This window comes from Mycobacterium bohemicum DSM 44277 (assembly GCF_001053185.1).
GTDB lineage: Bacteria > Actinomycetota > Actinomycetes > Mycobacteriales > Mycobacteriaceae > Mycobacterium > Mycobacterium bohemicum.
This window is the reverse complement of sequence record NZ_CSTD01000008.1, coordinates 45,417-60,459: the sequence shown is the minus strand read 5'-3', so window position 1 is coordinate 60,459 and position 15,043 is coordinate 45,417. Positions and strand designations below refer to the sequence as shown.

The window sequence follows — 15,043 nt, the reverse complement described above, 5'->3', positions numbered from 1 at the left end:
TCATGCCGGCCGAGGCGCCCGGTGGGCTGCGGTGGCTGCCGATCCAACCGGTCAGCTCGCCGGCCGAGGCCCGCTAGCCGCGGGTCGTCACCGTCAGCTCGCGATCGCCCGCAGCGGCGCGCCGCTGACCACCCGGCTGCGCTCGCCGTGGGTGTTGACGGGCACGTCGCCCATCAGGGTGACGCGGTGCATGAGCCGGGGCTGGTTGTCGTAGTCGTCGATCGCCCGGTGCTGGGTGGCGCGGTTGTCCCAGATGGCGACGTCGCCGGGCTCCCAGTTCCAGCGAACGGTGTTCTCCGGCACGGTGATTCGCCGCTGCAGCAGGTCGAACAGCACGCTCGACTCGTGGGCGTCCAGGCCGACGAAGTTGCGGACGAAGTCGCCGGCCAGCAGGGTGGCCTCGCCCGTCTCCGGGTGCACCCGGACCACCGGGTGCTCGGTGCGGAAGTCCGCCTTCTCGAAGGCCTGCCGGAAGGCCCGTTGCGCGTCGGTCAGTGCCGCCGGGGCCTCGGTGCGCACGTAGTCGTAGCGGTTGGTGTGCAGCGCCCACAGGTTCTCGACGAGGCAGCGCAGCGGCTCGGGCAGCTGCTCGTAGGCCGCCGCGGTGTTGGCCCACAGCGTGGACCCGCCGTAGGCGGGCAGCGTGACCGCCCGCAGGATCGAGGCCGCCGGGTAGTTCGCGGCGAACGTGACGTCGGTGTGCCAGCGGTTGGCCTTGCCGTACTCGGAGTTGATGGGCGTGATCACCGGGGTGTCCTTGCCGGCCAGCACCGAGGCCGCCGGGTGGCCGATCGGCGTGCCGAGCAGACCCGCGAACGCCAGCTGCGCGGTGTCGTCCAGGTGCTGCTGGCCCCGGAAGAAGATCACCTTGTGGGTCAGCAGCGCGCGGTGGATGTCCTCCACGGTGGCGGGGTCCAGGTCGCCGCCCAGGCGCACCCCGTCGATCCGGGCGCCGATGCGGCTGCCCAGCTTGCTGACGGTCATCGATTCGGTCATTGCGCTTGTCCTTGGCTGAGGGGAGTGTAGTCAACTGACTACATGATGGTAGTGTAGTCACATGGCTACACAATCGGCAACCCGCAAGTCGCCGACGGGGCGGGAAGAGGTGGCGGCGGCGGTGCTGGAGGCGGCCACCGACCTGTTCGCCGAGCGTGGGCCCGCGGCGACCTCGATCCGCGACATCGCCGCCCGGTCGAAGGTCAACCACGGGCTGGTGTTCCGGCACTTCGGGGCCAAGGAGCAATTGGTGGGCGCCGTGCTCGATCACCTGGGCAAGACCACCACCGAGCTGCTGCAGGGCAATCCGTCCGCCGACGAGGCGGAACGCGCGCTGGACCGGCACATGCGGGTGATGGCCCGCGGCGCGCTGCTGCAGATCGCCGTCGGCGAGCGCCCGCCGCTGGAGCGGGTCCTGGGCGGTCCGTCCGACGATCCGTTCGGCACCCTGAACCTGGTCGGCGGGCTGCGCCGGTCGATGGCCAAGGCCGGGTACTGCGACCTCAAGGAATTCCAGAAGGTCCCGCTGACGGTCGCCAGCTAGAGGACAGCTAGAGGACAGCTAGGGGGACTTTGCCGCGCGAGTGTGAAGCTGGCCGCACGTTCGGCGTCGAACGTGAAGCTGGCCGCACACTCGAGACAGGTCGGGCCGCTGGTCTATTACCCGCGGGTATGGCCATACTGGGCTGATGAAGCCGGATTACGACGTCCTGATCATCGGTTCGGGATTCGGGGGAAGCGTCAGCGCCCTGCGCCTGACGGAGAAGGGCTACCGCGTCGGGGTGCTCGAGGCCGGGCGCCGTTTCGCCGACGAGGAGTTCGCGGAGACGTCCTGGGACCTGCGCAAGTTCCTGTGGGCGCCGCGGCTGGGCTGCTATGGCATCCAGCGCATCCACCCGCTGCGCAACGTGATGATCCTGGCCGGCGCCGGGGTGGGCGGGGGCTCGCTGAACTACGCCAACACGCTCTACGTGCCGCCGGACCCGTTCTTCAAAGACCGCCAATGGGCCCACATCACCGACTGGCGTGACGAGCTGATGCCGCACTACGACCAGGCCCAGCGGATGCTGGGCGTGGTGACGAACCCGACCTTCACCGACGCCGACCGCATCCTCAAAGAGGTGGCCGACGACATGGGCTGCGGCGACACCTTCGTGCCGACGCCGGTCGGGGTGTTCTTCGGGCCCAACGGCACCAAGACCCCGGGCAAGACCGTGCCCGACCCGTACTTCGGCGGCGCCGGGCCCGACCGCACCGGCTGCCTGGAATGCGGCTGCTGCATGACGGGGTGTCGCTACGGCGCCAAGAACACGCTGCTGAAGAACTACCTCGGCCTGGCGGAATCCGCTGGCGCGCAAGTCATTCCGATGACGACGGTGAAGGGCTTCGAGCAGCGCGCCGACGGGCTGTGGGAGGTGCGCACGGTGCGCACCGGGAGCTGGGTGCGGCGGGCCCGTCGCACCTACACCGCCGAGCACCTGATCCTGGCCGCGGGAACCTGGGGCACGCAGCACCTGCTGTTCAAGATGCGCGACCGGGGCAAGCTGCCGCGGCTGTCCGACCGGCTCGGCGTGCTGACCCGCACCAACTCCGAGTCCATCGTCGGCGCCGGCAAGCGCGAGGTGGACCCGAACCTCGACCTCACGCACGGCGTGGCGATCACGTCGTCGATCCACCCGACGTCCGACACCCACGTCGAGCCCTGCCGCTACGGCAAGGGCTCCAACGCGATGGGGCTGCTGCAGACGCTGATGACCGACGGCTCGGGCCCCGGCGGCACCGATGTGCCGCGCTGGCGCCAGCTGCTGGCGCAGGCCGGCGAGGACCCGCGCGGCATGCTGCGGATGCTCAACACCCGGCAGTGGAGCGAGCGCACCCTGATCGCGCTGGTGATGCAGCACCTGGACAACTCGATCACCACCTTCACCAAGCGCGGCAAGCTCGGCATTCGCTGGTACACCAGCAAGCAGGGGCACGGCGACCCGAACCCGGCCTGGAATCCGGTCGGCAACGAGGTGACCCGCCGCATCGCCGCCAAGATCGACGGCGTGGCCGGCGGCACCTGGGGCGAGCTGTTCAACATCCCGCTGACCGCGCACTTCCTGGGCGGCGCCGCGATCAGCGACAGCCCCGAGGGCGGCGTCATCGACCCGTATCACCGGGTCTGGGGCTACCCGAACATGTACGTCGTCGACGGCGCCGCGATCTCGGCGAACCTGGGCGTCAACCCGTCGCTGTCCATCACCGCCCAGGCCGAGCGGGCCGCCGCGCTGTGGCCCAACAAGGGCGAGCAGGACCGGCGGCCGCTGCAGGGCGATTCCTACCGGCGGATGGACCCGGTCGCGCCGCAGCGCCCGGTCGTGCCGGCCGAGGCGCCCGGTGGGCTGCGGTGGCTGCCGATCCAACCGGTCAGCTCGCCGGCCGAGGCCCGCTAGCCGCGGGTCGTCACCGTCAGCTCGCGATCGCCCGCAGCGGCGCGCCGCTGACCACCCGGCTGCGCTCGCCGTGGGTGTTGACGGGCACGTCGCCCATCAGGGTGACGCGGTGCATGAGCCGGGGCTGGTTGTCGTAGTCGTCGATCGCCCGGTGCTGGGTGGCGCGGTTGTCCCAGATGGCGACGTCGCCGGGCTCCCAGTTCCAGCGAACGGTGTTCTCCGGCACGGTGATTCGCCGCTGCAGCAGGTCGAACAGCACGCTCGACTCGTGGGCGTCCAGGCCGACGAAGTTGCGGACGAAGTCGCCGGCCAGCAGGGTGGCCTCGCCCGTCTCCGGGTGCACCCGGACCACCGGGTGCTCGGTGCGGAAGTCCGCCTTCTCGAAGGCCTGCCGGAAGGCCCGTTGCGCGTCGGTCAGTGCCGCCGGGGCCTCGGTGCGCACGTAGTCGTAGCGGTTGGTGTGCAGCGCCCACAGGTTCTCGACGAGGCAGCGCAGCGGCTCGGGCAGCTGCTCGTAGGCCGCCGCGGTGTTGGCCCACAGCGTGGACCCGCCGTAGGCGGGCAGCGTGACCGCCCGCAGGATCGAGGCCGCCGGGTAGTTCGCGGCGAACGTGACGTCGGTGTGCCAGCGGTTGGCCTTGCCGTACTCGGAGTTGATGGGCGTGATCACCGGGGTGTCCTTGCCGGCCAGCACCGAGGCCGCCGGGTGGCCGATCGGCGTGCCGAGCAGACCCGCGAACGCCAGCTGCGCGGTGTCGTCCAGGTGCTGCTGGCCCCGGAAGAAGATCACCTTGTGGGTCAGCAGCGCGCGGTGGATGTCCTCCACGGTGGCGGGCTCCAAGTCGGCGCCCAGGCGCACCCCGTCGATCCGGGCGCCGATGCGGCTGCCCAGCTTGCTGACGGTCATCGATTCGGTCATTGCGCTTGTCCTTGGCTGAGGGGAGTGTAGTCAACTGACTACATGATGGTAGTGTAGTCACATGGCTACACAATCGGCAACCCGCAAGTCGCCGACGGGGCGGGAAGAGGTGGCGGCGGCGGTGCTGGAGGCGGCCACCGACCTGTTCGCCCGGGGCCCGCGGCGACCTCGATCCGCGACATCGCCGCCCGGTCGAAGGTCAACCACGGGCTGGTGTTCCGGCACTTCGGGGCCAAGGAGCAATTGGTGGGCGCCGTGCTCGATCACCTGGGCAAGACCACCACCGAGCTGCTGCAGGGCAATCCGTCCGCCGACGAGGCGGAACGCGCGCTGGACCGGCACATGCGGGTGATGGCCCGCACCCTGCTCGACGGCTACCCGGCCGGCAAGCTACAGAGCCGGTTCCCGGGCGCCTCGAGATTGTTCGAGAGCATCCGCCCCGGTCACGACAGCGACCGCAGCGCCCGGCTGGCCGTCGCCCACGCGTTCGCGCTGCAGTTCGGCTGGCGCATGTTCGCGCCCTTCCTGCGTTCGGCGGCCGGCCTCGACGACATGACGGACGACGAGCTGCGCCGGGCGGTCGCGGACGAGGTGGCCCGAATCACTTTGCCGCAGTAGACGATTACCGGCGGCGGGCCAGGGCCCGGCGGTGCACCGGCTCGCGGCCCGGCGGCTGCTCCGGCGGCGGCAGCAGCGGCTTGCGGGTGCGCACGGCCACCGTGGTGGGCGACTCGGTGCTCAGCGTGAGCTCCTCGCCGGCGTGCCGGATGCTCAGTTCGCCGCCGGGACCGTCGCGCAGCGTGTAGCAGACGTCCGAGTGGTTGACGTCCACGGTGACCCGAAAGTCTCTCCACCGCAAGCGAAATCGCAGCCGCGAAATGCCATCGGGCAGTTGGGGATCCAGCGACAGGATGCCCTCGTCGTCGCGCAGCCCGCCGAAGCCGGCCACCAGCGCCGTCCACGCCCCGGCGAGCGAGGCCATGTGCAGCCCGTCGCGGGTGTTGTGGTGCAGGTCGCGCAGGTCGATCAGCGCGGCCTCGTAGGCGTAGTCGTGGGCCAGCTCCAAATGCCCGACCTCGGCGCACAGGACCGCCTGCGTGCAGGCCGACAGCGACGAGTCGCGCACCATGCGGCGCTCGTAGTAGTCGACGTTGCGTGCCTTCTCCTCGGCGGTGAAGGCGTTGCTGCGCCAGTGCATCGCCAGCACCAGGTCGGCCTGCTTGATCACCTGGGCCGGATAGAGCCGCACGTAGGGGTCGTGCAGGAGTAACGGGTAGGAGTGGTTCTCCTTGAAGTCCCACTCGGCCAGCGTGGTGAAGCCCTCGCACTGCTGGTGGACGCCCAGGCCGGCGTCATACGGGATGTTGGCGGCGTCGGCCGCGTCGCGCCAGGCGGCGGCCTCCTCGTTGGTGACACCCAGCTCCTGGGCCTGCTCGGGCTGGCGAACGCAGGCGTCGGCGGCCACCCGCAGGTTGTGCGCGGCCATCAGGTTCGTGAACACGTTGTCGCGGACGACGGCCGTGTACTCGTCGGGTCCGGTGACGCCGTCGAGGTGCCAGACGCCGTGCCGGTCGTGGTGCCCGATCGACATCCACAGCCGGGCCGTCTCCACCAGCACGGTCAGCCCGCAATCGCGCTCCAGCGCGTCGTCGCCGGTGACGATGCGGTAGCGCTCCAGGGCCATGGCGATGTCGGCGTTGATGTGCCAGGCCGCGGTGCCCGCCGGCCAGTAGGCCGAGCACTCCTGCCCGCGGATGGTGCGCCAGGGGAACGCGGCGCCGGCCAGGCCGAGTTCGCTCGCGCGTTCCTTGGCCAGATCCAGGGTCGACGCGCGCCAGCGCAGCGCGTCGGCGACGGCGTGCGGCGCGGTGTAGGTGAGCACCGGCAGCACGTAACCCTCGGTGTCCCAGAAGGCGTGGCCGTCGTAGCCGGTCCCGGTGAGCCCCTTGGCCGAGATCGCGCGCCGTTCGGCGCGCGCGCTGGCCTGCAGCAGGTGGAACAGGCCGAACCGCACCGCCTGCTGGGACTCGGGGTCGCCGTCGACCTCGACGTCGGCGCTGTCCCAGAACTCGTCGAGGTATTTGCGCTGGTTGTCGAGCAGCCCCTGCCAGCCGCTGTAGCGGGCGCTGTGGATGGCGGCGGCGGCCTGGTCGCGCAGGGCCGGGCGCGAACGCATGCTCGACCAGCCGTACGCCAGGTACTTGACGATGCGCAACCGCTGGCCCGCGCGCAGCCCGCAGATCACCGTCGTGCGGGCCAGGTCCGGGCGGGCATCGGTGCTGCACTCGACGCGCCCGGGCACGTCGATCTCGTGGTCCATCGCGGCGGCCATCATCAGGGCGCTGCTGCGGGTCCGGTGCATGAGAAGCGCGCCCGTCTCGGTGTTTTCGTGATCGACGGCCTCCAGCGGGTTCTCCAGGATGGCCGACACCCGCGGGTCACCGGAGGTGTGCGGCTGGTCCTCGTTGGTGACGAGTTCGGACTGCACGGTCACGCGCACGAACTCCTCGACCGCTTCCACGACGTACTCGATGGCGGCGACGCCGCGCTGGGCGAGCGACACCAGCCGGGTGGACACCACCCGGACCTTCTTGCCCGATGGTGAGCTCCAGAGCGCGTCGCGGGTCAGCGTCCCCGCCCGCATGTCGAGCACGCGCTCGTGGGACAGCAGTTCGCCGTAGCGGACGTCGAACGGCTCGTCCTCGACCAGCAGCCGGATGATCTTGCCGTTGGTGACGTCGACGATGGTCTGCCCGGCTTCGGGGTAGCCGTAGCCGGCCTCGGCGTACGGCAGCGGACGGATCTCGTAGAAGGAGTTCAGGTAGGTGCCGGGCAGGCCGTACGGCTCGCCCTCGTCGAGGTTGCCGCGCAGCCCGATGTGGCCGTTGGACAGGGCGAACAGCGACTCGGTCTGGGCGAGCAGGTTGAGGTCGAGCTCGGTTTCGCGGAAGTGCCAGGGTTCGACGGGGAAGGCTTCGTCGTCGATCATGGCCGCAGCAGCTCGGCGAGGTCCGTGACCACCACGTCGGCGCCGTTTTTCCGGAGTTCGTCGGCCTGGCCCACCCGGTCGACGCCCACCACGAAGCCGAAGTTTCCGGCACGGCCGGCCTGCACCCCCGACAGCGCGTCCTCGAATACCGCCGCCGCGTCGGCGCCGACGCCGAGCAACTGAGCCCCCCGCAGGTAGGAGTCGGGGGCCGGCTTGCCGGCGATGTGTTCGTCGCGCAGCGTGACGCCGTCCACGCGCTGCTGGATGTAGCGGTCCAGGCCGGTGATTTCCAGGACGTCGCGGGTGTTGGCGCTCGAGGACACCACGGCGATGCCGAGGCCCGCCTCCGACACCGCCTCCAGGTAGCGCCGCGAGCCCTCGAACACCTTGACGCCGTCGTCGCGCAGGACCTTCTGGAACATGTCGTTCTTGCGGTTGCCCAGGCCGTAGATCGTCTCCGCGTCACCCGGGTCGTCGGGGTTCCCGTCGGGCAGGTCGATGCCGCGGCTGCTCAGGAACGACCGCACCCCGTCCTCGCGCTTCTTGCCGTCGACGTATTCCTGGTAGTCCGCGCCGGCGTCGAAGGGGACGAACTTCTCCCCGGTGCGCTCGGCACGATCGGACAGGTAGGCGTCGAACATGGCCTTCCACGCCTTGGTGTGCACGCTCGCGGTATCGGTGAGCACGCCGTCGAGGTCGAACAGACAGGCACGCACGTTCTCTGGCAGACCCAGCCCTGAGCTCACCTGGGGACCTCGCTTCCGGGTATCGGGGGTTACTCCACCGATACCCACTCCACCACGCCGGGATGCCTGACGCCAACGATCACCGGTTGATCGCGCGCGCCACGCCCTGGATGGTCCGAAGGCGCCCGTCGCCCAGCGCGCGGGTGAGGTTGTCCACCTTGCGCTCGAAGTCCGGGACGAAGGCGTGCAGGCCCAGCGGGGTGGCGGGCTGGGCCAGCAGGGCCTGCATCACAGCGATCGCCTGGTCGGTGAGATCGTTCCAGTGTTCGACCGCGAACCCGGCGGACTCGACGGCGGCCCGCAACCCGTCGGGGGTGACGAGGTGGCTGCCGGCCGGCCCGTCGGCCCAGGGCAGGGGATAGCCGAGCGGTCCGCCGTCGCCAAGCGTGATGTCCCACAGCGCAAGTCGCCCGCCGTCCTCGAGCACTCGGCGCGCTTCGGAGTACAGGCGCGCCTTGTCCGCGATGTTCATCTGGACGTGCTGGCTGATGACGACGTCGAAGGTGGCGTCCGGGAAGGGCAGCTCGGTGACGTCCGCGCTGCGCACGGATATCCGCCCGTCGAGGCCGACGAGCCGGTTGAGCCAGCGGTTGGTCTCGCAGTACTCCTCGGTGAGGTCCACGGCGGTCACCGCGCCGCGGTAGCGGTCGGCGACGTAGCGGGCGGTGCCTCCGACCCCGCTGCCGGCGTCGAGCACGAGGCTGTCGCCGGTGATCTGCGCGAGCTCGACCAGCTGGGCGGTGGCGAAGCGGCCCATGGTGTGGAAGTCCTCCAGCAGCCCCAGGTCGGCGGGAACCAGGCGGTCGAGGTCCTTGCCCGCGGAGCGCAGTGCCCGCTCGATGTTGTTGCGCGACAGGCCGGTCGAGTACTGGTCCTGGATCGTGTGGCTCATGGGTGCACCCTTGTCCATGCGGTGATCAGGGACGGCATCGTGATGAGGGCGCCGGCGGCAAGCGCTTCCTCGCGGAAGCGCGGCACGAAATCGTCGATGTCGGCCAGGTCGTCGGTGACCAGGCCCAGGCGTTGTGCGATCGGCAGTATCAACCGCCAGACTTCCGCGGCGTAGGCGAGCAGGTCCGTGTCGTCGGCGGTGCCGGTGGGCGTTCCGAGGCTCAGCTGCGGGGCGCCCAGGCCGGCGTCGGCGAAGACCCGGTGCAGCGTGGTGCCGAACCGCGCGCTGAGCCCCATGGCCTCGAAGGAGCGCATGATCCCGGTGGTCACGCGGTCGAACCGCGGCATCGCCGGGGTGCTGCGCGCCCCGCTCATGTCGTTCTCCGAGAAGCAGATCACGCCGCCCGGGCGCACCAGGGTGCGCAGGCGGCGCAGCGTGGCGGCCGGGTCGGGCAGGTGCATCAGGATCAACCGGCCGATCACCGCGTCCACGGGCTCGTCCACGTCGATCGCGTCGATGACGCCGTGCACGAAATGCGTTTGGGTCAAGCCCTTCTCGGCCGCCCGGGCCCGGGCCAGCTCCACCATTTCCGGTGCTGCGTCCACGCCCAGCACGCGGCCGGTGGGACCCACCAGCCCGGCGGCGAGGAACGAGACGTCGCCGGGCCCGCAGCCGATGTCGAGCACCCGCATGCCCGGCCGCAACCCGGCCAGCCGCAACGCGTGCTCGGTGTAGTGGTCATAGAGCCGCCCCTGCAGGAGCAGGCGCTGCACCTCGACGTCGGTGTGGCCGAGGGCATATGTGCTGCCGGCGGTCGCCGGCGATGGCGTCGTCGTCATCGCGATTCGATCCCTTCTGGTTGCCTGGATGCGGTGTGCTCACGTCGCCACACCGCGGATTGGCCCGAAAGCCGGGGGTGCGCCGGCTGCGGGTGCTGTTGGGACCGGTCGAACTTGTCCAACCGGTGCATCGGAACGAGTCCGGTCAACAGGAAATCCCATGACGCCCGAACGAAATTGGCGGCGGTGCGCCGGGCTTGCGGAACGCTGACGTAGCGGCGCGCGATCGTCACGAAGTCCTCCGGCTCGACCCCCGCCACGTCGCGCACGTGCGTGGTCGGGCCGGCGACCTCCCAGGTCCCCAGCGCGTATTCCGGCAGGTAGTGGCGCGGACTGGACTGGAAAAACACATCGGCGCCAAGGCGTTTCGCGTTGACCCGCACGGCGCGCATGAACATCCATGGCGGGATGTCGATGTGGCGTACCCGGCGGCCCAACGCTTCGCCGAGGGCGTCGGCGATCTCCGGCCCGGACAGCAGCGTCGGTCCCGTCGGGCGGTAGGCCCGGCCGTCGTGACGGTGGGGGTCGAGCAGGGCGCCCACGGCCACCCGGGCGATGTCCTCGTTGGAGGGCGGCGCGTTGCGGCCGCCCCCGGTCGGCGTCGGCAAGACACCGAGCTGGGCGGCCATCGGCACCAGCTGCAGGTAGTTGTCGGCGAAGTAACCCGGGTCGACGGCCACGTGCGCGGTGTCGGGCAGCAGCTCGAACAGCTTGTCGGTCAGCCAGGCGTGCCGCGTCATCAGCGAGGGGTGCTCGGGACTGGAGAACCATTGCCCCAGTGCCACCACGGCTTCCACGCCGGTGCGGCGCGCGGCCACGGCGAAGGCGACCGCGCTGTCGAGCGCATGGGGATGGTAAGGCGGGTTGAAGTAGAGCCGGTCGACGCCGTCCATCGCGGCCGAAACCTGGTTGATGTCGAACATGTCGGCGACGACGACCTCGGCGCCCAGCTCGCGAAGCCGGGCGCCGCGCGCGTCGTCACGATGCACCATGGCCCGCGTCGTGACCCCTTTGTGCAGGAGCTGGGCCGCGACCGCGCCGCCGATCTTGCCCGTGGCCCCGGTTACCAGTACTCGAGGATTCATCGGATTTCCCTTTCCAGTTGAGGTGCCGGCTCCCAAGAAGGGGCCGGTTGCCGAGCAGGAGCCCGCTCGCCGGCGGGTAGCAGCCAGCCGACCACGATCGCCGCGCCCAGGGCGATGCCCGCGCACACCAGCGAGCTGACCCGCAGCCCGTCCAGGAAGGCGTGGTTGACCGCTGCGCGGACGTAGCCGGCTTGTTGCTCGGGAAGCCGCTGAATAACCGCGTGCGCCAACGCCATCGAGCGGCGCATCGCCTCGGCGGGCAGACCCGGCAGGGCTGCGGCGCCGAGATGCCCCGAGTACACCGAGGCGAAGATGCTGCCGGCGATGGCGACGCCGAGCGTGCCGCCGAGTTCGCGGGTGGTGTCGTTGACGGCCGAGCCGACGCCGGCCTTGTCCACGGACAGCGACCCCATGATCGCCTCGGTGGCCGGCGAAACCGTCAGGCCGAGGCCGCCGCCGAGCAGCAGCATCTGCAGGGCGATCTGGGTATAGGGCGTGGCGGCATCGGCCGTCGACGCCCACGCCAGGCCGGCGGCGAACACGACCAGGCCGCCGGCCACCACGGCGGTGGTGCCGACTCGCGCCACCAGTCGGGGCCCGAGGATGCTGGCCAGCGCGATGGAGCCGGCGACCGGCAGCAGCCGCACGCCGGCCTGAAAAGCCGTGTAGTCCTTGATGAATTGGAAGTACTGGGTGATGACGAAGATGAAGCCGAACAGCGTGAGGAAGCCGGCGGTCACCGCCAGGCTGCCGCCGGAGAACCGGCGGTTGGCGAACACCGAGACGTCCAGCATCGGATGGTCGCTGCGCCGTTCCCACAGCGCAAAGGCGGCGAATCCGGCCGCCGTGCGGCCGTTGGTCCATCCCCACGTGGGCGCCTCGATGACCGTGTAGACCAGCGTCGTGATTCCGGCCGCGGACAGGATCAGGCCGGGGACGTCGACGCGCGGCGCGGCCGGGTCGCGCGAGGTCGGCACGAACAGGACACCGCCGGCGATGGCCAACGCGGCGATGGGAATGTTCACCATGAATATCGAACCCCACCAGAAGTGTTCGAGCAGCCAGCCGCCGCTGATCGGCCCGACGGCCACGCCGACGCCCACCATCGCCGTCCACAGCCCGATCGCCTTGGCGCGCGGCGCCGGGTCGGTGAAGATGTTGGTGATCAGTCCCAGCGTGGTCGGAAAGATCACCGCCGCGCCCACGCCCATCGCGGCGCGCGCGGCGATCAGCGCGCCGGCCGAATCCACCTGTGCGGCAACGCCGGAGGTGACGGCGAACAGGGCCAGGCCCAGGCTCAGCGAACCCCGCCTGCCGAAGCGGTCGGACAGGCTGCCGGCCGACAGCAGCAGTCCGGACATGACCAGCGTGTAGGCGTCGACGATCCATTGCAGCTGGGCGGTGTCGGCGCCGAGTTGGCGCGACAGGGTGGGTAGCGCGACGTTGACGATGGTGGCGTCGACGCTGATGACGAAGACGCCGAGGCAGATGGCGGCGAGGGCGGCGATCGGGCGGTTCCGGAATACCGGTTCGGCGGGCATGGACAAGACGCTAAATCTAATAGACAAATAAATCAAGTGAGAAGTTGAAAAACATGTTATCCGCAGCTAGAGTGCCATTGTGGCGTCCCGCAGGAATTACAACCAGAACTGCCCGATCGCGCGCGGCCTCGACGTCCTCGGCGAGCGGTGGACGCTGCTGATCCTGCGTGAGCTGGTGGGCGGAGCCCGCCGCTATGGGGACCTGCGCGACGAATTGCCCGGCATCGCAACGAATCTGCTCGCCGAGCGGCTGAAGGAGCTGCAGGATGCCGGGCTCGTCGAGCGCGCCGACCTGCCGGCACCGATCGGTCGCACGGTGTACACCCTCAGCGACGCGGGCTGGCGGCGGGTGCTGCCGATCCTGCAGAGCGTCGCGTGGTTCGGGCTGGACCACCTCGACCCCATCGACGACGGCCCCGCCACGCCCCTGAACGCGTTTCTGGCCGGCATCCTGCTCGGCTTCAGCTCGGCCAACGCGGCCGGCCTGGAGGCCACGTGCCGCGCCGAGATCGACGGCCGTCGTTTCGAATTCACCGTGACTCAGGGCCGCCTCGCCGCCGCTCGCGGGGAACCGGCGGTGACGATCACCGCCCGCGCCGCGGACCTGGTGACCGCGCGCCTGGGGTCAAGCGACGCCAAGCGCAAGGCGGCGCTGCGACGGGTGACCTTCCAGGGCGACCCCCAGAGCGTTGCCGCGGTGCGTCAGGCGTTTTCGCTGTAGGCGAGCGCCAGCAGCTCTTCCACCGACCATTGGTCGTTGGCGTGGCGGCCGGGGGTGCAGCAGCGAACGCGCGGAAGATCCGACGCCGAACTCGCCGTAGAGTGCCTTGTCCGGGTCGCCGACCACCGCGAACGGCAGCGCGCCGACCTAGCGACGCAACTCCTCGTCGGTCGAGTGGAACACCACGACCTCGCGGATGCCGGTGGCGGTGACCAGCTGGCGCGCGGTGACGACGCTGCCTGTGCGCATGGACGGCAGCCTAGCTCGCCGAACGGAGCCACTAGACTTACGGCTCGTGGCCGAACCCGCTGACAAGGATGCATCCGCAACGCCGGCTCGGCCCGTGCTGGTCGTCGACTTCGGGGCGCAGTATGCGCAATTGATCGCCCGGCGCGTCCGCGAGGCGAGGATCTTTTCCGAGGTGATCCCGCACACCGCCACTGTCGAGGAGATCAAGGCCCGCGACCCGCTGGCCGTGGTGCTCTCCGGGGGCCCGGCCAGCGTCTACACCGAGGGCGCCCCGCAGCTCGATCCGGCGCTGTTCGACCTGGGGCTGCCGGTGTTCGGCATCTGCTACGGCTTCCAGGCCATGGCGCAGGCGCTCGGCGGGACCGTCGCCCACACGGGCACCAGCGAATACGGCCGCACCGAGTTGAAAGTGCTTGGCGGCGAGTTGCATTCCGGGCTACCCGCTACTCAGCCGGTCTGGATGAGCCACGGCGACGCGGTGACGGCCGCCCCGGACGGGTTCGACGTGGTGGCCAGCAGCGCGGGTGCCGCGGTGGCCGCCTTCGAGAGCCGGGAGCGGCGACTGGCCGGCGTGCAGTACCACCCGGAGGTGATGCACACCCCGCACGGGCAGCAGGTGCTCAGCCGGTTCCTGCACGACTTCGCCGGGCTGGGCGCGGACTGGACGCCCGCCAACATCGCCGAGGCCCTCGTCGAGCAGGTGCGCGCGCAGATCGGTGACGGCCACGCGATCTGCGGGCTGTCCGGTGGCGTGGACTCGGCGGTGGCCGCCGCCCTGGTGCAACGGGCCATCGGCGACCGGCTCACGTGTGTGTTCGTCGACCACGGGCTGTTGCGGGCCGGCGAACGCGATCAGGTGCAGCGCGACTTCGTCGCCGCCACCGGCGCCAACCTCGTCACCGTCGACGCGGCGGACACCTTCCTGCAGGCGCTGACGGGCGTGACCAACCCCGAGGGCAAGCGCAAGATCATCGGCCGGCAGTTCATCCGGGCGTTCGAGGGCGCGGTGCGGGACATCTTGGGGGACAAGGGAACCGAGGCTGAGTTCCTGGTGCAGGGCACGCTGTACCCGGACGTGGTGGAGTCCGGCGGGGGCAGCGGCACGGCGAACATCAAAAGCCACCACAACGTCGGCGGCCTGCCCGACGACCTGAAGTTCAAGCTCGTCGAGCCGCTGCGGCTGCTGTTCAAGGACGAGGTGCGCGCCGTCGGCAGGGAGCTCGGGCTGCCGGAGGAAATCGTTGGGCGACAGCCCTTTCCGGGACCCGGGCTGGGCATCCGGATCGTCGGCGAGGTCACCGCGCAGCGGCTTTCGACGCTACGCAGCGCCGACTCGATCGCCCGCGAGGAACTCACCGCCGCCGGGCTGGACGCCCTGATCTGGCAGTGTCCGGTCGTGCTGCTGGGCGACGTCCGCTCGGTGGGGGTGCAGGGTGACAACCGCACCTACGGGCACCCGATCGTGCTGCGGCCGGTGTCGAGCGAGGACGCCATGACCGCCGACTGGACCCGCGTGCCTTACGAGGTGCTCGAGCGCATCTCGACCCGGATCACCAACGAGGTGCCCGAGGTCAACCGCGTCGTGCTGGACATCACCAGCAAGCCGCCCGGCACCATCGAGTGGGAGTAGG

General features: G+C 70.4%; 10 protein-coding genes and 4 pseudogenes. 6 read left to right on the top strand and 8 right to left on the bottom strand.

Features of this window, described 5'->3' with window-relative positions:
- Window positions 1-93: 93 nt before the first annotated feature.
- On the bottom strand, window positions 94-996 hold the full coding sequence (locus tag BN971_RS24085; protein WP_085180126.1) for a TauD/TfdA dioxygenase family protein: 903 nt from the start codon (window positions 994-996) through the stop codon (window positions 94-96).
- 61 nt (window positions 997-1,057) lie between these two features.
- Between BN971_RS24085 and BN971_RS26825 the strand changes: the two are divergent.
- From BN971_RS26825 to BN971_RS24075, 3 genes and pseudogenes are all read left to right on the top strand, one after another.
- Window positions 1,058-1,246, top strand: a pseudogene (locus BN971_RS26825) (helix-turn-helix domain-containing protein); the annotation flags it as partial.
- A 105-nt stretch (window positions 1,247-1,351) separates the two neighbouring features.
- Window positions 1,352-1,540 (top strand): annotated as a pseudogene (locus BN971_RS26160) (GuaB3 family IMP dehydrogenase-related protein); the annotation flags it as partial.
- Window positions 1,541-1,685: 145 nt separating this feature from the next.
- Complete coding sequence (locus BN971_RS24075; RefSeq protein ID WP_085180125.1) at window positions 1,686-3,431, top strand: GMC oxidoreductase; 1,746 nt, start codon at window positions 1,686-1,688, stop codon at window positions 3,429-3,431.
- Between the two features lie 16 nt (window positions 3,432-3,447).
- On the opposite strand, the gene BN971_RS24070 is transcribed toward BN971_RS24075, so the two are convergent.
- Window positions 3,448-4,350: a TauD/TfdA dioxygenase family protein gene (locus BN971_RS24070; RefSeq protein WP_090350698.1), complete on the bottom strand. Its 903-nt coding sequence runs from the start codon at window positions 4,348-4,350 to the stop codon at window positions 3,448-3,450.
- Window positions 4,351-4,411: 61 nt separating this feature from the next.
- Between BN971_RS24070 and BN971_RS24065 the strand changes: the two are divergent.
- Window positions 4,412-4,968, top strand: a pseudogene (locus tag BN971_RS24065) (TetR/AcrR family transcriptional regulator).
- A 4-nt stretch (window positions 4,969-4,972) separates the two neighbouring features.
- Here the strand turns inward: BN971_RS24065 and BN971_RS24060 are convergent.
- The 6 genes and pseudogenes from BN971_RS24060 to BN971_RS24035 form a co-directional block, all read right to left on the bottom strand.
- Window positions 4,973-7,339: a glycoside hydrolase family 65 protein gene (locus tag BN971_RS24060; protein ID WP_085180128.1), complete on the bottom strand. Its 2,367-nt coding sequence runs from the start codon at window positions 7,337-7,339 to the stop codon at window positions 4,973-4,975.
- A pseudogene (locus BN971_RS24055) lies at window positions 7,336-8,149 on the bottom strand (beta-phosphoglucomutase family hydrolase). Before BN971_RS24055 ends, BN971_RS24060 begins: the two are co-directional and overlap by 4 nt.
- A 15-nt stretch (window positions 8,150-8,164) precedes the next feature.
- On the bottom strand, window positions 8,165-8,977 hold the full coding sequence (locus BN971_RS24050) for a class I SAM-dependent methyltransferase (protein WP_085180130.1): 813 nt from the start codon (window positions 8,975-8,977) through the stop codon (window positions 8,165-8,167).
- A complete protein-coding gene (locus tag BN971_RS24045; protein ID WP_085180131.1) occupies window positions 8,974-9,816 on the bottom strand; it encodes a class I SAM-dependent methyltransferase in 843 nt (280 codons plus the stop codon). The genes BN971_RS24050 and BN971_RS24045 overlap by 4 nt, the downstream gene beginning before the upstream one ends.
- Window positions 9,813-10,901 carry an NmrA family NAD(P)-binding protein gene (locus BN971_RS24040; RefSeq protein WP_085180132.1) on the bottom strand — a complete coding sequence of 363 codons (1,089 nt, stop codon included), beginning with the start codon at window positions 10,899-10,901 and terminating at the stop codon, window positions 9,813-9,815. Before BN971_RS24040 ends, BN971_RS24045 begins: the two co-directional genes overlap by 4 nt.
- Window positions 10,898-12,442, bottom strand: a complete 1,545-nt coding sequence (locus BN971_RS24035; protein ID WP_085180133.1) for an MFS transporter — start codon at window positions 12,440-12,442, stop codon at window positions 10,898-10,900. The genes BN971_RS24040 and BN971_RS24035 overlap by 4 nt, the downstream gene beginning before the upstream one ends.
- A 79-nt stretch (window positions 12,443-12,521) precedes the next feature.
- Between BN971_RS24035 and BN971_RS24030 the strand changes: the two genes are divergently transcribed.
- Window positions 12,522-13,163 carry a winged helix-turn-helix transcriptional regulator gene (locus tag BN971_RS24030; protein WP_085180134.1) on the top strand — a complete coding sequence of 214 codons (642 nt, stop codon included), beginning with the start codon at window positions 12,522-12,524 and terminating at the stop codon, window positions 13,161-13,163.
- A gap of 295 nt (window positions 13,164-13,458) precedes the next feature.
- A complete protein-coding gene (gene guaA, locus BN971_RS24020) occupies window positions 13,459-15,042 on the top strand; it encodes a glutamine-hydrolyzing GMP synthase (protein ID WP_085180135.1) in 1,584 nt (527 codons plus the stop codon).
- Window position 15,043 lies beyond the last annotated feature (1 nt).